Here is a 17,145-nt window from a genome sequence, read left to right as displayed (position 1 = left end):
CAATATTATAGATTCATGTACGCTACAACGGAAATTTCGACGATTTTAAAAAATAATACACACCGGTGTAGATACCTCAATTTTTTTACCGGTATCAATTATCTCACCGCTGTTCAGGTCGCGCTTGAAGACGACGATATCGTCTGTTGATTGATTGGCGACCAATAAAAAACGCCCATCAGGACTGATATTGAAGTTTCTAGGCCCTTTTCCCTCCGTGCTATACACCGATTTTTTGAGCAAGGCCCCAGATTTATCTACAGAGAAAAGGGCAATGCTATTTGCCTCGCCACGGTTGCTGGCATAGAGGAATTTGAGATCTGGTGAGAACTTGATCTCAGCAGCGCCATTCTCGCCCGTGAAGCCATCAGCATTGATGGAGAGCGTATCGATCAGTTTCCAAGTATCTTTCTCTTTTGTATAATGCGCAATCTGCGCTTTCATCTCCAACAGCACGTATAGGTTTTTTTCTTTTTGATCCAACACCAAATGTCTTGGTCCTCCCGCCGCAGGCGTGGATATAACAGATTCCTCCACGAGCTTATACTGATCTTTCTCATGCGCTACGCGGTAAATCGTCACGCGGTCGGTTCCTAAATTCTGTACAAAGACATGCTTCTCATCGGCACTGAAAAATGCAGAATGTACATGGGAAGCTTCTTGGCGATCTTTATCGGGGCCTTGCCCTTCCTGCTGAATAAGTTGGATCTTCTCGCCCAACGCGCCATTTTCGTCAAGTTTAAAGACTGCCAACGAGCCACCGCCGTAATTGGACACAAGCGCTAAAGGTTGCTTCTGCCCCACTGCAACATGGCAAGGTGCTCCACCCTCGGTGGGTTGACTGTTGACAAAGGAAAGTAAATCCCCGTCAAAGGTATAAGCGGACACTTCGGCCGTTTCTTTCTCCTGCTCGCGAACAGCATAGAGCATTTTTCCGTTTTTTGAACGCGCTAAAAAGGAAGGATCCTGCGCTGCCGTAGCCGAATAAAGCGTAGCCTCGCCATCCTCCGTATTAAACATGTATAAATAAATTCCCTGACTTCCCTTGTTCGTGTACGTTCCAACAAACATGGGGATCTCCTGCGCGATAGATTCCAGCATAAAACAACTCAATAAAACAGCGATTAACGTTCTCATTTTTGATCAACATGTAGTAAATATTCCAAGTTACATATTATTACCACAATTACAATAACAACCGAGCTGTTAAATATGGTTAAAGAAAAATGATTTTTGTACATTTTTAATAATTTAGCGCGCAAAGATTTAGTACATTTGAAGCGTATAGGTGGCGACAAAATTATCACAGAAAGAGCATGTTATTCCCATAATTTCTGATAATTTTGCACAGCGTAAAGGCAGAGATTCTATGATTAAAAAATACATAAATTTACTAGGAGCAATCGTTATTGCTGTATGTTGTTTGCAAACGGTTAGTGCACAAAGCCGATTGGTGGATCGTGTCGTAGCCACAGTGGGTTCCGGTATTATCTTGCAATCCGATATCGAGATGCAATATGCACAATACCTCGCGCAGGGCGAAAAGCCGAACGACAACATGAAATGTTATTTACTACAACAGCTTGTTACGCAAAAATTATTGTCCCAACAAGCGATCATTGACTCGATTGAGGTGTCTGAATCGGAAGTGGATGACAATCTAAACAGAAGAATGCAGATGATGGTGCGCCAAGCTGGTGGTAAAGAGCGGTTGGAAGAATTCCTAAACCGTTCTTTGTTACAGTATAAGGAAGAGATGCGCCCAAGCATCAGCGAACAGCTGAAAGCCCAAAAAATGCAGCAAAATATTGTGACGACCATTAACGTAACGCCGCAAGAAGTGAAGAGCTACTTCACAGGATTAAACCAAGATAGCCTCCCCTACTTTAATACAGAGGTTGAGGTCGGTGAAATTGTGATCAATCCAGTGCTGACGAAAGAGGAAAAAGAACAATTCAGACAAAAAGCGGAAGGCTACCGTCAGCAGGTCATCAATGGATCTGATTTCGGTACCGTGGCAAGGCTTTATTCTGAAGATGGCTCAGCACCTTATGGTGGTGAGTTGGGCTTTGCAACACGAGACAGCTATGTAAAAGAATTTTCTGCGATGGCCTTTAAACTAAAGGAAGGTGAGGTCTCACCCGTATTTGAAACCATGTACGGATTTCACTTCCTGCAAGTGCTTCAGCGCAGAGGCGAAGAAGTCAATGTGCGCCATGTACTTATCAAAAGCAAACCGACCAACGCTAGTTTGCAACGCGCCAAAGCAAAAATAGACAGCATCTATGATAAAGTAGAGCAAGGAAAATTAGGTTTTCACCTCGCTGCTTCCACATACTCGGATAACAACGAAACAAAATATACGGGTGGTATGTTGGTCAATGAAGAAGACCGTTCGGCTTTAATTGCGATGGACAAATTAGATCGGGAGACCTTTACGGCGATTGACCCTTTACAAGTGGGGCAGTATTCTAAGTCTTTCCTATCTAAAGATCGCACCGGAAATCAGATTTACAAGTTCATGTATCTTAAATCCCGTATTGCACCACACAAGGCTAATCTTGAGCAGGACTTTGCAAAAATCCAAGAAGCAGCAAAACAGGATAAAGTAAATCGGAGCCTGAGCGAGTGGTTCGAAGCGCGTAAAGACAATACATTTATTGATATTAATCCAGACTTCCTTACCTGCGACGAACTAAAGCTGTGGATAACAAACGAAGAAAGCTTAGCTAAGAAGTAGAAGAGTCATTCAACAATATACATAAAGGGCTAATCATCGACGTGATTAGCCCTTTGTTTTAAAGACGATTTGTTAGCGTCGCTTTCTCACGTCGACCGCTAACAGAGCAGCATGATAGATAGATTTTTTGGTCTGGTCCACAACCAAAAAAAGGTGTAACCATAATTGATTACACCTTTTTAGTTTATCTTTTCATTGGACAAGATATGGTCTACTAACGCTCGAACATCATCTCAATAAGTACACGCCATTGGTAATCATCCTTCAATTGCCAAATACGGATGTAATTAAACTTCACTACCTTCTCTTTTGAACGCACGTTTGCAGTACCAGAAGTATAGGCATACTCTCCACTATAGGCTCTTCCTACGCCAGAAGGATCGGTGGTGATTTCGATACGTTTCTTCTTTAAGAATGCCAATACATTTTTCTTGCCTTCTATTTCAGGCTCCCAAGGATAGTAGTAACGCACATCGTCGGAAAGGAATTCGTTAAAGGCCGCTTCATTATTTGCCTTCAGGATGGTAGAAAAGAGTTCGTCACTTTGCGTAACCACCTCTTCACGTTGCTGCAGACGCACTTTGGAACGGTGTTTCAAATACCAAGAATCATCGGGCTCGTAAAACACCAAATCGGATTTAGGTCCTTTTCCGAAATTCTCTACCTCTGCGCGAACATGCACTTTCCAATTTCCTTTTTTGTCTCTACGCCACACCGTAAGGTATTGTCCATAACGCTTGATCACGCCAATTTTCTGAAACTCCATCGGCCCCGATGTAACGCCCCAATCCAAACTCTTGGACACCAATGCAAAATTCGGTTGCCAAGTCAACACATCCGGCAGATTTGGCCTATTGTTCAGATAATTTACGGCGTTGACCGGTGAAGGCACATACAGGGTTGATTCCTTGTCCACCACAGACATCAACGCTTCGTGCGGACTAGTGGTCTTGGAGATATTCGCCGCCGTACGGTCGGCACGTATCAAGCCGCCCACCTTATCTGGAAGCTGCGCCTGTACAGAAGATGCCGATACCACAAGGGCACTAAGCACGACAAGCGAATAAACTTTACTTAATTTCATTTACGCATTTTTGTCGTCTTACAATCAAATCTTATTCCAAAGTGTTCCGTCCTTGCTATCTTTTAACTGAATACCTGCAGCATTAAGATCTTCACGAATACGATCGGACGTCGTAAAATCCTTATTAGCCTTCGCTTCATTACGGATTTTGATGATAATCTGCATCAACTCGTCCATGTTACCGGTATCCTGCGCTAACAAATCGTCTTTCAAACCCAAGATATCGTAAACGAAAACCTGCATCAGCGATTTTACTGCGGCAAGCGTTTCCTCATTGATTTTCGCCTTTCCATCATAAGCAGCATTAATGAAACGAACCACTTCAAACAGTTCCGCGATGAGCACAGGACTGTTAAAATCATCGTTCATTGCAGCATAACATCGTGCCTCTACCGCTTTACTATCAAAATCTACCGCAACGCCATCCGCCGCCTTTATCTTATCCAGCAACGCGATAGCAGACATCAGCCGTTTATAGCCTTTGTCCGCCGCTTCCAATGCCTCGTTAGAAAAATCCAAAGTACTGCGGTAATGTGCTTGCATCATAAAGAAGCGTACAGACATAGGCGAGTAGCCGCGATCTAGCAGCGCATGTTCACCGGTAAACAATTCATGTGGCAGAAAGCCGTTTCCAGCAGATTTAGACATTCGAGCGCCATTTACCGTTAGCATATTGGTATGCATCCAGTATTTTGCGGGGTGCACATGATTGCAAGCTTCTGACTGCGCAATCTCGTTCGTATGGTGAGTCGCAGCAAGATCCATACCGCCGCCATGAATATCAAACTGTGCTCCCAGATACTTACTGCTCATAGCCGAGCATTCGATATGCCATCCCGGAAAACCGACACTCCAAGGAGCAGGCCAACGCATGATATGTTCGGGCTTAGCCTTAATCCAAAGCGCAAAATCCAAACGTCCACGTTTCTCATCTTGTCCGCCCAGTTCCCGCGTATTATTGAGCAAATCTTCCAACTTACGGTTGGTCAATATGGTATAATCATGGTTCTGCACATACTTCTCCACATCGAAATACACCGTTCCGTTCGCCTCATAAGCAAATCCATTATCGATGATTTGCTTGACCATCTCGATCTGCTCCGAGATATGTCCCGTAGCCGTAGGCTCGATACTAGGCGGCAAGGTATTAAACAGGCGTAAAACATCATGAAAACCTAAGGTATACTTTTGTACGATCTCCATCGGCTCCAATTGTTCCAATTTGGCTTTTTTGGCAAACTTGTCATCCCCTTCATCGCGATCCCCTTCCAAATGCCCTGCATCGGTTATGTTACGCACATAGCGAACCTTGAATCCTAAGTGCAATAGATAACGAAATATAAGATCGAAGGAAACAAAGGTACGGCAATTCCCCAAATGCACATCGCTGTACACCGTAGGTCCACAGACATACATCCCTACGAAAGGCGCATTTAAAGGTTCAAACTTCTCTTTTGTTCGGGTTAACGTATTATAAAGGACAAGATTGTTTTCCATGAATTTGTTTAAATAAACAGCTTATTTTTGTCTAAAGAATATTTGAATAGGTACGCCCTTAAAGTCAAAGTTGTCGCGCAGCTTGTTCTCCACAAAACGTTTGTACGGATCCTTAATGTATTGCGGCAAGTTACAGAAGAAGGCAAACATGGGTGATCTGCCTGCAAGCTGTGTTGCGTATTTGATTTTAATGTATTTTCCTTTCGTTGCCGGCGGCGGATAGTTTTCAATGATTTCAAGCATCACATCGTTCAACTTGGACGTAGATATCTTTTTGGTCTTATTTTGATAGACCTCCATAGCCGTCTCCACTACCTTGAAGATACGCTGCTTCTCTGTTACGGACGTAAACACAATCGGCACATCCGTAAATGGTGCAATCTTCTCTCTGATCCTCGCTTCAAACTCCTTCGCCGTTTTATGATCTTTCTCGATCGTGTCCCATTTGTTCACGACAATCATAATACCTTTCTTATTCTTCTCTGCAAGATGGAAGATATTAATATCTTGTGCTTCGATACCATCGTTGGCATCTAACATCAGGATAACCACGTCCGAATCTTCCAAGGCCTTGATCGTACGCATCACCGAATAAAACTCGATATCTTCGTTAACCTTAGATTTACGACGCAACCCCGCTGTGTCGATCAATAAAAATTCGTGACCAAACTGGTTATAATGTATACGAATAGAATCGCGAGTCGTTCCGGCAATATCAGTAACGATATTTCTATCGACACCGAGAAGCGCATTTGTCAAGGACGATTTACCAACATTGGGACGTCCCACGATCGTAAACTTCGGCAAGCTGTTCTCTTCCTCTTCTTCCTGCTCTGGGAAGTGAGAAACAACCGCATCCAAAAGTTCACCGGTACCCGATCCGGTAGCCGACGAGATATTAAACACTTCTCCTAAACCGAAGGCATAAAACTCGGCCGACTCATGGTGAAGCTTAGCGTGATCCACCTTATTGGCAACAACATACACCGGCTTTGAGCTACGACGCAATAAATCAGCGATCTCGTCGTCTAAATCCGTAATGCCTGTGGTTACGTCAACCATAAACACGATAACCGATGCTTCTTCAATAGCGATATGAACTTGATCCCGTATAGCCTCTTCAAAAATATCGTCTGATCCGTGAACAAATCCACCCGTATCAATGACGGTGAATTTCTTACCGATCCATTCCGCCGATTCATAATGACGATCGCGAGTAACCCCGCTAAAGTCATCAACAATAGCTTTTCTACTCTCTGTTAAACGATTAAATAACGTGGACTTCCCCACATTGGGGCGACCAACAATTGCAACGATATTTGCCATAACTATATTCGGTGTTAAAAACGTTACCTCACGGCAACTTACTTTTTATTCAAGCCCACAAAGTTACAATAAATTACCCGATTATTTAGGCGCTCACACAAAAATGGCTTTGCCGTGTTGCAAAGCCATTTCTGTTGCTGATCGACGGACAGTGATCCCGTAAAGATCTATTGTGTCGGATTTTGCGTTAATGTTCCAGGATAGGAGTTTATCGCGTCCTGCGGTATAAAATATATTACCCGGAAATCACTCGCCGCAATATTTTCATTTTGCACCTGCGGACCGGGATAAGCTCTACTAAGTGATCCGCCGTTACGAAAAACATCATAACTTCGCTCCGCTTGATAAGCCAGTTCCAATTGACGTTCCTTGTCGATCCGTACACTAGCATTGGATGCATCTAGCGTTGCATAAGCACCACCTACGATAGAGCGTGTCCTGATAAGATTCAAATCTGTACGGGCGGCATTATAATTACCAAGTTTCGCATACGCTTCCGCCCTGTTTAGATAAACCTCGCCCAAACGGCTAATAACGGGTGAATGTAAATGAGAATCTTCTCCCTCTCGTGAAGCTTTGGTGATGTAAAATTGTGGATAAACTCTGTTCAGCGTAATAAAATTATCAAGTACTCCGGTATAGGTCCTGTTATCATTATAGTTGATGCTGTAAATTTCCTGTGCAGCGTCAACGGCAGACAATGTATAGGTCTGATCTCCATCACGACAAGTTATCACATTACCGTTACGCGTGATCGGTGCCTGAACATAATTAAACCCATTTGCGGCATCCTGTTTAATAAAACGGAACACTTCTGTAAAAGCTCCTGTGCTCGCGTTTCGACTATAGGTCGGCTCGATAAAAGCAGCACGTGCATCTACGATCCTGTATTTCTCTGGGCGCCAATCATTGCGACCGGTTTCGTTTAGCAAATCAATGTATTTCGCACTAGCATACATCTCTCCCCAGCCCATTCCCCCAATATTTGCGTACATACCGCCAACACCATAAAAATGATCATCGCCTGAAAACTCAGATGCTACGCGTTTCACTGCAAAAATAGTTTCTGCATTATTCTCCGGGGTATAGGTGTTATATCGCATAAATTGATCTCGAGGAAGCAGCGCATAATCCCCAGAATTAATCACTTTGTCCGCATAGTCAACCGCCAACTGTGCGTACTGCAAGTTTGGAGAATCGTAAGTACCACTCATGTAAAGATATACTCGCGAAAGCAAGGCTTGTGCAGCTCCTTTTGAAGCATATATTGCTCCATTGTCGATCGTCAACATTTCTTCCGCTTTCAACAAGTCCGCAATAATCTGTTCATAAGTTTGCTGTACAGTGGCTCTGTCGGGCAATTCGAGATTCACAACGTCTTCTGGTGTTCCATTAACGATCGGAACGCCCAAATTGACACTAGGATTTTGATAAAATGGTCTTCCATAAGCGCGAACTAAATAAAAATACATGAGACCGCGGATATAATAACACTCTCCCAATTTGTTGTCAAATTCGACATTCTGCCCTTCTTCAAACATATCAATGATATTAGATGCCTGTGCAATAGCTTTATATCCCGCATTCCAAAATTGGTTGAGTCGACCATTATTGGGTGTACGGGAAAAAGATATAAATTCATAGAAAGCATCTGTCGATGATCCTCGAATCATCATATTATCACCAGCGTATTCACCACAGCGATGCATCGGGTCAGACCATGCTTTTAATTGCGCGTAAGTACCATTCAATAAAGACTGAATATATGCGTTTGGATCATTTTCTATACGATCCGTATCCATTGATCCATAAGGCAAACGATCGATATCACAAGAAGCAATACTGGCACAAGTCAGCAGTGCTATATATATTTTTTTCATCATCTGTTTTGTAATTTTAGAATGAAAGATTAAAGCCCAGCATGAAACGACGTGTAGCTGGATAAACGGATGGCCCAGTCGATCCAAGTAAAGCGCCAACAGGTTCGCCTAAACTTGCTTCATCAGCCTCTCTTATTGGCAATTCTGGATCTACGCCTGAATATTTGGTCAAGACAAACAAGTTCTCACCTGCAAAATACACACGCAAATTTCTAATATTGTATTGACTCAACTTAAAATTATAACCTACGGTCAGTGAACGTAGGCGTAAGAAATCGCTGTCTTCAATAAAACGGGAAGACGCTTGATTACCACCATCACGATTGTTGTATTTTGCTATAGGATGTGTAGCAATGTCTCCTTCCTTTTCCCAACGACTCCAATCAGGCATCAATTTCATTTGGTTTCGATCCGTATACGTTCCATCGGCATCATATTCTTGACGAGCATAATTATAGATTTGACCACCGATAGAATAACCGAAAACAGCACCTAAATCAATGTTTTTATAGCGTAATGCCGTAGAAAATCCCCCAAAGATATTAGGCGCCGCATTGCCCAATTTTTCGAATGTCGCTTCAGAATAATTTGAAGTCGTCGTGCGGGAAGTTTCATTTCCATCAGCATCCCGTTGCACCCTATACCACATGGGCGCTCCATTCTCGGGGTTAACTCCGGCCCATTCCTTTAGATAATAGGTATCCACAGGAAGCCCCGGTTCAAGAATACGTTGCGACGATCCCGCAATCCCCAAACCATCGCCCACAATAATTGGACGTACAACAAAATTACCACTGGCGTCTTTCGTCGGATAAAGCTGCGTTAGCTGATTACGATTGTGGCCAACATTCAAGTCGACACTCCATAACCAGTCGGTGTTTCTAACGATATCGCCACCAATAGCTAGCTCTAAACCTGTATTTCGCATTTCACCAATGTTTCGCCAAATACTCGTGATACCCACAGTACCCGTAACAGGCACTTGATAAAGGATATTATCCGTATTCTTAATGTAATAATCTAGCGTCACGCGAGCACGATTATTTAAAACCGAGGCATCAACTCCGACACCCGTAGTATATGTCTTTTCCCAAGTGAGGTCAGGATTTCCTTTTTGACTGATGAGCGCCCCAGGACTTTCATTATACCCCGACGTCGCAGATACGGAATAAAGATTATACTGTGGGTACAATGCGCTAGGACGATTCCCTACTGAACCATATGCTGCCCTTAGCTTTAAGGCATCCACCCAATCCGCCTTGAACCACTGTTCATTGTTTACATTCCAACCAGCACTCACCGAGAAGAAATTGCCATATTTTGCGTTGTCACCAAAGTTGGATGCTCCATCTCGACGAAAAGAAACTTGTGCCAAGTATCTATTATCATAGGAGTAATGCATATTAGATAACAGCGACTGCACCGCCCATTCGTTAATCTTACCACGCGTACGTTCCGGTCTGTTCACGACATCCAATACTTGGAAACCGGGAATAAATCCCGTTCCGTACACATCCAGCGTTTTGGCCGTGTAGTCATTGAATTCGTATACCAACACACCATTTAAGGCGTGTAAACCCCAAGTTTTGTTAGCACGAAGAATTTGGCTAGTATACCGCCTCGCAAATTCAGTTCGATATTCCGCTAGCCTTCCACCTACACTCTCCCCTCCATTCGAACGGGGATCTGCATAACCGCTGGAAGAATAATTATTGTAACGATAGTTGTTGACCGATGAGAAAGTCAACCAATTGGTCAACTTTACATCAAAATCAAGATTCCCCATCAATTCATAATTTGTATTTGTAGAATTGTTCCACTGCAAATCGTAAAGATAATTTGTGCTTGCACTATTCACCCAGCCGCTGTAACGATGTGGCACCAAATTCCCATCGCTATCAAATGGGCTATCCCAAGGAAAATTCGAATACATCGCTGTTGTAGAATATTGCCTATCCGCCACACCACGTCGCGCTCCAACAAATGATGGTTTTATCGTCAGCCATTCAAATGGCTTATAAGTCTGCCGGAAGCGGACGTTGTATCGTGTAAAATCATACCCCTTCACAGCACCTTTTTCATCATACAAGCCAATCGATAGCAAGGATTGAAGGCTTTCTGTACCACCTTGGAGCGTAACGTTATGGTTTTGGGTAAATCCATTTCTCGTCGCTATTTTCCACCAATCGAAATTAGTATTTCGTAGTTCTTCGTTCCATCGGGGAAAGGCGATTGTATTTGCATTTGCAAACGAGCTATAATAGTCGTAGAGCTCTTCGCCATTCATCATCTCCAAGTTCCCATTCGTCAGCTGGTTGAAGCCTACTTTAGTGGACAGTTCGATGGTTGTTTTTCCGCTCTTTGCTCCTTTAGTGGTAACAACAACCACACCATTAGCACCTTGCGATCCATAAATCGCTGTGGAAGCGGCATCCTTAAGTACCGTCATCGACTCTACATCATCGGGATTTAGATCACCAGCAGATGTCCCGATAATCACCCCATCTATTACCCAAAGAGGACTCGTGGTACCACTAAGCGTTGCCTGCCCTCGGATTACTACCGCACCGCGCGCGCCGGGCTGACCAGACCCCGGAGCCACATAAACCCCTGGAGCCTTTGCATTCAGCATATTCTCTACTGAGGCTGTCGTAATATCCCGTAGCTCATCTCCTTTAACGGATGTTAAAGCTCCAGTCAAGCTCTCTTTTTTCTGTGCTCCGTAACCAACAACCACCACTTCCTCCAAAGCTTGGTCAACAGCCTTCAACAAGACCTGTATAGCCGCCCCGTCAACAACCTGCGTATGCTGTTCAAAGCCAATAGCTGTAAACAAAAGGACATCTCCTTGGGCCGCTGCTATGGAGAAATTTCCGCGCTCGTCTGTCGACGTTTTTAAGGTAGGCTTCCCTTGTACGGATATTGTGACGCCGGACACTGGCCCATTCGATGCCGTAACCTGACCGGTTACCGTTTGTTGGTAAAGCGTATTTCCGTAGTACCCCATGCTGCTTCCCCATACCGAGCCCGAGTGGACCAAAGTACCGATCATCAACATCGAAGCCAACCGAAAACTCTTACCGATGAACAAAGGATTTGTAGATCTCTTTCTCATAAAATTACTTTAAGGTTTTTTGCTCAACTAGTAGATTACCATAATCTAGTTGGTGCCAAGTTAACTTAAAGTAACCTAAACATAAATCCTAGGTGAAACGAAATCGTTTGCGCAAAATAACACAAACGTTTGCATAACAACTTTCAGCAACTTTATATTGATCCGGCCATTTAAAGATCGAAATTCACCATCAGAGCTTACGGTAACGCGTCGAAATTTATCTTGGGAGCATCCTGAGCAGCAGGAATAGAAAAAACACTATTGGGAGCAACGATCGTCGAGAAAAAACCACCATTTTGCAGGTAAAATTCATCATTAAGCACACCGCCGATAGCATCTATACGTTGTTTTGCATGATAGGTAGCATCTACAGTAAACTTCGCCGACTGAATGGGCAGCCAGTTACCAGACGCGGTCCGAACCCATCTATTGGAGAACAACACTTTACGTCCTAAATGCCCATTGTTCGGATCAAAGTTTTCAAGGAAACTATGGAATCCGGTTAGGTTTTTTGATAATTCGGGGCGTTTCCAACTAGCGATCAATGACCAACCGTCCTGATCCGATAAGTAGATCCACGCGGTAAAGTCTGTCGCACCGTTTCCGTCTGGTTTACCCTTTAACAAAAACCGATAACTGCTTCCGGCAGTCCAATTGTACCGTAAAAAACTCTGTCCACCAGAGCCTTCATTCCCAAACTCGCCAGTATGCACCCCCTCGCCTTTTCGATTAAGGGTTACGCGCAAATGCTCCGGTATGTCCGCAGGATTGTCCGTGGCGAACGGGCTCCACACCGAAAACAGTATCCTTCGCTCTGTGACCGAGTTCACCTGGATACCAAAGTAGCCTTCCGAAAAGCCGTTGCTCATAAAGTAGGAGCCGATCGCATCTTGACCTTGTGGGACTGTAAGTTCTCCATAATAGTACTCAATAGGATCACTGCTAGGGATGGTGTATGCCATATGGCAAGACGGGCCTCTTCTAGCCCAATAGTAATAAGCGGGATCATTGGCATACAAAAAATCGCTCGAATCAAGCTCCGTCCCAATCAAAAGGTGTGATACATCGCCGAAATATTGTCCGGTCTTTGAAATGCCCTGCAAATCAACCTGCACGTAACCCGACTGCGCAGAGAAAACACCAACTTCATAGTCCTTTACTTCCGCCCCAAAGAGTTCGATCTCTTTGGAGGTACCGCCTAAAGTAATTCTGATTCTACTCGAGCTATTTGCTGAGGGAGCTTTTGCCCTCAGCTTGAGGTTTAGCGTCCTCGCATCCTTCACGCGAAAATACACACTGACAATACTCGAAGGGTTGCTCCAGTTGATAAGACCATTATTTCTGATTTGCTCGGTGGCAGCAGCTGGTTTATTTGTTAAAAAAGCATTACCAGCCAGCGGAACGGCATAATGCGACCTGTCAGCTACACGCTTTTCACCAACTTGATTAGCTAGAGATATACATGCTATAAATAAAAAGATCAACAGCCCTAGGCTTTTCTTGAAGATGTTCGTGTACATATTTAAGTTTATTTCGATAAACTTAAATAGGAAAATCCGCATCCCGAAATAGGAATCATAATCAAACGATTGCGCTTTTTTCGCCTTTCTTTACGAAAGATCCATAAAATTGTGAACTATCAAAATGCATTCCGATCATTCGTAGCAGTTGATCAAGGTTTTTATAAACAAACGTCCTCGCGCACTTTTCAATTCCTTTTCTCGTACCATAGCTGCAACTTTGCTATCAAATTCTTCTTTGTAGATCACTTTCCAAGGTCTAAATCTTATTGTCCACCCTTTCGTTGCTAATTTATTATGCGATAACAGACGCGCTGCTAAATTGGAAGTGTACCCAATGTAAATTTTATGATGAACAGAAGCATATTGCACATAAACGGTAAATAGCATAATTGCTGTAGTTTATAATTCGGTAAGCATTTTTAAATAAATATAAACAAAAATTTCCTCAGGGCTTCTAATGTAGCGGGAACAAGACTCGAACTGATGTCCGCCAGCTGGCGGATATGAGCACGACCAGCAGCTAAAAGTTCTAAAAATACAAAGCCCCGAGTTTCCTCAGGGCTTCTAATGTAGCGGGAACCAGACTCGAACTGATGACCTTCGGGTTATGAGCCCGACGAGCTACCAACTGCTCCATCCCGCAATGTAATTTTAATTTCTTCGAGCTAGACTTTACGTCTAGCTCTTTAGTAGCGGGGACCAGACTCGAACTGATGACCTTCGGGTTATGAGCCCGACGAGCTACCAACTGCTCCACCCCGCAATATTTCTTTATTTGTTCAGCTATGCATCGCGCTTAGCGTATTTAATTTCTTCGAGCTAGACTTTACGTCTAGCTCTTTAGTAGCGGGGACCAGACTCGAACTGATGACCTTCGGGTTATGAGCCCGACGAGCTACCAACTGCTCCACCCCGCAATATTTCTTTAATCAATCAAGCATCGCGCCTAATCATACTTCAGTGACTCGAACTGATGTCCGCCAACTGGCGGATAAGAACCCGACGAGCTACCAAATGCTCCATCACGCAATATATTTTGTTACCGATTACGAACTATCAAAGATTACCGGCTTTTTTTCACTTATAGCAATAAAGCATCGCGCTTAATTTTTCAGTTTCCAACAATCTCTCTTAAAAGATCGTAGATTTCGACGTTATATCGACGTCCCAACTCGTTATGTTTTTTTATTGAAATTGCGCTTTTTTGTATCGTTAGCGCAAGATAACATTCCGTTTAATTGGAGTACAAAGATATTATTTGTTTCTTTGTATTCCAAATAAAATAAAGATAAAATGTCGCACAAAGCAGGATTCGTAAGTATTATCGGAAAACCCAATGCGGGCAAGTCCACCCTAATGAACTCATTAGTAGGTGAGAAGATGTCCATTATCACACCAAAAGCCCAAACTACGCGGCACCGAATTATTGGAATCGTGAATGATGAGAATCATCAAATTGTGTTCTCGGATACTCCCGGGGTCATAAAACCGAACTATTCCTTACAAGAATCCATGATGAATTTCGTGCAGGGATCATTGATCGATGCCGATATCATCCTTTTTGTGACCGACATCCATGAGAAATATGATGAGAACGACGTTATAGAGAAGTTACGAAAAACCTCATCGCCTGTGGCTGTATTGATCAACAAGATCGACAAATCTTCCGAAGAAGAGGTCAAAAGCAAGATAGACTTTTGGCAAGAGAAGCTCAATCCGGATTCCATTTTCGCCATTTCAGCATTGAAAGATCATGGAGTGACAGGAATCATGCAATATATCAAGGAGAAGCTTCCTGAACATGCGCCATACTACGAGAAAGATGAATTGACGGATAAAAACATGCGTTTCTTCGTTGCCGAAATGATTCGGGAAAAGATCTTTAAATTGTATGACAAGGAAATTCCTTACAGTACAGAAGTTGTGGTTACCGCCTATAAGGAAGAAGAGAACCTTACTAGAATTGCGGCAGAAATTATAGTCGAGCGCGATTCACAGAAAAATATTATTATCGGCAAGGCTGGTGCCCTGATTAAAAAAGTAGGCACATACGCCCGTCAAGATATGGAAGAATTTATCGGCGGCAAGGTGTTTCTAGAAATGTTTGTCAAAGTGATCCCCGACTGGAGAAGCAAGAAAAACTACCTGAAAAAATTTGGTTACGACGATTAACTACTGAAATAGGTGCGAAGTGCTTTAACCTGCTTTTGGTTAAGCACTTTTCCTAAATCTTCGTCACTTGCCTCTTGCACCTTCTTGGCAGATTTAAAAGCCTTCAATAGCTTTTCTACCGATGTCTTCCCAATACCTGGGATATTCTCCAATTCAGAAACAAAGGTCTTCTTACTACGTTGGTTACGGTGGAAGGTGATCCCGAAACGGTGAGCCTCGTCACGAAGGTGCTGAATAATGCGTAAAGTTTCCGACTTTTTATCCAAATAGAGCGGATATTGGTCGCCTGGATAATAAAGTTCTTCCAGCCTTTTGGCAATACCGATTACCGTTACCTGTTTTTCTATTCCTAGCAACTTTAGACTTTTTAACGCCGCTCCCAACTGACCTTTACCGCCATCAATGATGATCAGCTGCGGCAATGTTTGATCCTCGTCTAACAAGCGTCGGTAGCGCCTGAAAACAGCTTCTTCCATCGTAGCAAAGTCATTGGGTCCAACAACGGTTTTCACGTTAAAATGTCGATAATCTTTCTTGGAGGGCTTCGCATCTTTGAAGACAACGATAGCCGAAACGGGAAAGTTCCCCTGTATATTGGAGTTATCGAAACACTCAATATGCCGAGGCAAAACATTCATGCGTAAATCTTTTTGCATCTGCTTCAACACACGTTCCGTTTTTATTTCCGGATTCAGGCGTTCATACTGCAGCATACGCTCCTTCTTAAAGTAGGCAACGTTTTTATAGGAAAGATCCAATAGGTTACGTTTATCGCCCATTTTAGGCACGGTAAACTTCATATCTTCCCTTTCCTCAATATGCATATCAAACGGCACGATAATCTCTCTTGACGTGCTCTTGAAACGACTCCTGATCTCCGGGATCGCCAAGGCAAGCAGTTCCTCCTCCGATTCGTCCAGACGTTTTTTCATCTCGAGTGTTTGCGTTTGGATAACAACACCATGCGCCACCTTCAAGTAATTCACAAAGGCATAACTATCATCCGAGGCGATATTGAATACATCTACATTGGTGATGGAAGAACTCACTACCGTAGATTTACTTTGATAGTTGGAGAGCTTATCCAGCTTGGCTTTAAAGATATGTGCCGCCTCAAAATTCAATCCGCTTACCGCATCGTTCATTTGGGCTTTCAGCCGGTTGGTCACCACTGAAATCTTGCCATTGAGGATATCCTTGATATCGGAAAGATTCTGATTGTAGTCTTCCTCTGCCTGATAGCCCTCGCAAGGACCTTTACAATTCCCTATTTGATACTCTAGGCAAACCTTATACTTCCCTTTTGCAACGTTCTCGGGCGCCAAATTTAGGTTGCAGGTGCGCAAAGGGAACAATTCACGGATCATATCCAAGATAATGTGCATCATGCTCACCGAAGCATAAGGTCCATAGTAGCGCGAGCCGTCCTTGATGTACTTTCGCGTCCAAAAGACACGTGGAAAATGCTCTTGCTTAATCACGATCCAAGGATAGGTCTTGTCATCCTTCAGCATCACATTGTAGCGCGGTTTGTGCTTTTTGATCAGGTTATTTTCCAATAACCAAGCATCAATCTCCGTATCCACGATCGTAAAAGCGATACGATTGATTTTACGCACCAACACCTTAGTTTTGCTGTTTAGTTGGTTATCATTCACAAAATAAGAACCTACCCTATTACGCAAATTCTTTGCTTTACCCACATAGATCAGCTCATTGTTTTTATCAAAATACTGATATACACCGGGCTTATGCGGTATCCTCTTTAGCTCTTCTTTGTAATCAAATAACTCCATATAAACAAAATG

Annotated in this window: 11 protein-coding genes and 3 tRNA genes; 2 read left to right on the top strand and 12 right to left on the bottom strand. The window is 43.3% G+C overall.

Translation table 11 applies throughout. The annotated features are described in order from the left end of the window. Window positions 1-45: 45 nt before the first annotated feature. On the bottom strand, window positions 46-1,137 hold the full coding sequence (locus SCB77_RS15395; protein WP_320182883.1) for a lactonase family protein: 1,092 nt from the start codon (window positions 1,135-1,137) through the stop codon (window positions 46-48). Between the two features lie 151 nt (window positions 1,138-1,288). On the opposite strand from SCB77_RS15395, the gene SCB77_RS15390 reads away from it, so the two are divergent. Next, window positions 1,289-2,740, top strand: coding sequence for a peptidylprolyl isomerase (locus tag SCB77_RS15390; RefSeq protein ID WP_320182882.1), 1,452 nt, complete (start codon window positions 1,289-1,291; stop codon window positions 2,738-2,740). 214 nt (window positions 2,741-2,954) lie between these two features. On the opposite strand, the gene SCB77_RS15385 is transcribed toward SCB77_RS15390, so the two are convergent. The 10 genes from SCB77_RS15385 to SCB77_RS15340 form a co-directional block, all read right to left on the bottom strand. Then, window positions 2,955-3,824: a DUF4440 domain-containing protein gene (locus tag SCB77_RS15385; protein WP_320182881.1), complete on the bottom strand. Its 870-nt coding sequence runs from the start codon at window positions 3,822-3,824 to the stop codon at window positions 2,955-2,957. A 24-nt stretch (window positions 3,825-3,848) separates the two neighbouring features. Continuing rightward, a complete protein-coding gene (gene cysS / locus SCB77_RS15380; protein WP_320182880.1) occupies window positions 3,849-5,321 on the bottom strand; it encodes a cysteine--tRNA ligase in 1,473 nt (490 codons plus the stop codon). A gap of 21 nt (window positions 5,322-5,342) precedes the next feature. Next, complete coding sequence (gene der, locus SCB77_RS15375; protein WP_320182879.1) at window positions 5,343-6,647, bottom strand: ribosome biogenesis GTPase Der; 1,305 nt, start codon at window positions 6,645-6,647, stop codon at window positions 5,343-5,345. Window positions 6,648-6,814: 167 nt separating this feature from the next. Next, complete coding sequence (locus tag SCB77_RS15370) at window positions 6,815-8,530, bottom strand: RagB/SusD family nutrient uptake outer membrane protein (protein ID WP_320182878.1); 1,716 nt, start codon at window positions 8,528-8,530, stop codon at window positions 6,815-6,817. Between the two features lie 13 nt (window positions 8,531-8,543). Next, window positions 8,544-11,642 carry a SusC/RagA family TonB-linked outer membrane protein gene (locus SCB77_RS15365; protein WP_320182877.1) on the bottom strand — a complete coding sequence of 1,033 codons (3,099 nt, stop codon included), beginning with the start codon at window positions 11,640-11,642 and terminating at the stop codon, window positions 8,544-8,546. A gap of 197 nt (window positions 11,643-11,839) precedes the next feature. Beyond that, entirely contained in the window at window positions 11,840-13,162 is a 1,323-nt protein-coding gene (locus tag SCB77_RS15360; RefSeq protein WP_320182876.1) for a DUF3472 domain-containing protein, read from the bottom strand. Window positions 13,163-13,297: 135 nt separating this feature from the next. Then, window positions 13,298-13,552: a GIY-YIG nuclease family protein gene (locus SCB77_RS15355; protein WP_320182875.1), complete on the bottom strand. Its 255-nt coding sequence runs from the start codon at window positions 13,550-13,552 to the stop codon at window positions 13,298-13,300. A gap of 183 nt (window positions 13,553-13,735) precedes the next feature. Beyond that, window positions 13,736-13,808, bottom strand: a tRNA-Met gene (locus SCB77_RS15350). Window positions 13,809-13,855: 47 nt separating this feature from the next. Next, window positions 13,856-13,928, bottom strand: a tRNA-Met gene (locus SCB77_RS15345). Window positions 13,929-14,009: 81 nt separating this feature from the next. Next, window positions 14,010-14,082, bottom strand: a tRNA-Met gene (locus tag SCB77_RS15340). A 376-nt stretch (window positions 14,083-14,458) separates the two neighbouring features. Between SCB77_RS15340 and era the strand changes: the two genes are divergently transcribed. Beyond that, window positions 14,459-15,337, top strand: a complete 879-nt coding sequence (era, locus tag SCB77_RS15335; RefSeq protein WP_320182874.1) for a GTPase Era — start codon at window positions 14,459-14,461, stop codon at window positions 15,335-15,337. Here era and uvrC read toward each other — a convergent pair. Continuing rightward, window positions 15,334-17,133 (bottom strand): excinuclease ABC subunit UvrC, encoded by a 1,800-nt coding sequence (uvrC, locus tag SCB77_RS15330; RefSeq protein WP_320182873.1) that lies wholly within the window; start codon window positions 17,131-17,133, stop codon window positions 15,334-15,336. The two genes, era and uvrC, sit on opposite strands and share 4 nt — an antisense overlap. Between the last annotated feature and the right edge of the window lie 12 nt (window positions 17,134-17,145).

Source organism: Sphingobacterium bambusae (genome assembly GCF_033955345.1).
In the GTDB taxonomy this organism is placed as follows: Bacteria; Bacteroidota; Bacteroidia; order Sphingobacteriales; family Sphingobacteriaceae; genus Sphingobacterium; species Sphingobacterium bambusae.
Note: the sequence above shows the minus strand (reverse complement) of the source record. Positions and strands in the feature narration are given on the sequence as shown.

Excerpts from the sequence above, each read along its gene's own strand:
- uvrC (WP_320182873.1), bottom strand. The coding sequence starts at position 17,133 with ATGGAGTTATTTGATTACAAAGAAGAGCTAAAGAGGATACCGCATAAG.
- SCB77_RS15385 (WP_320182881.1), bottom strand. The coding sequence starts at position 3,824 with ATGAAATTAAGTAAAGTTTATTCGCTTGTCGTGCTTAGTGCCCTTGTG.
- SCB77_RS15355 (WP_320182875.1), bottom strand. The coding sequence starts at position 13,552 with ATGCTATTTACCGTTTATGTGCAATATGCTTCTGTTCATCATAAAATT.
- era (WP_320182874.1), top strand. The coding sequence starts at position 14,459 with ATGTCGCACAAAGCAGGATTCGTAAGTATTATCGGAAAACCCAATGCG.
- SCB77_RS15370 (WP_320182878.1), bottom strand. The coding sequence starts at position 8,530 with ATGATGAAAAAAATATATATAGCACTGCTGACTTGTGCCAGTATTGCT.
- der (WP_320182879.1), bottom strand. The coding sequence starts at position 6,647 with ATGGCAAATATCGTTGCAATTGTTGGTCGCCCCAATGTGGGGAAGTCC.
- SCB77_RS15360 (WP_320182876.1), bottom strand. The coding sequence starts at position 13,162 with ATGTACACGAACATCTTCAAGAAAAGCCTAGGGCTGTTGATCTTTTTA.
- SCB77_RS15365 (WP_320182877.1), bottom strand. The coding sequence starts at position 11,642 with ATGAGAAAGAGATCTACAAATCCTTTGTTCATCGGTAAGAGTTTTCGG.
- cysS (WP_320182880.1), bottom strand. The coding sequence starts at position 5,321 with ATGGAAAACAATCTTGTCCTTTATAATACGTTAACCCGAACAAAAGAG.
- SCB77_RS15395 (WP_320182883.1), bottom strand. The coding sequence starts at position 1,137 with ATGAGAACGTTAATCGCTGTTTTATTGAGTTGTTTTATGCTGGAATCT.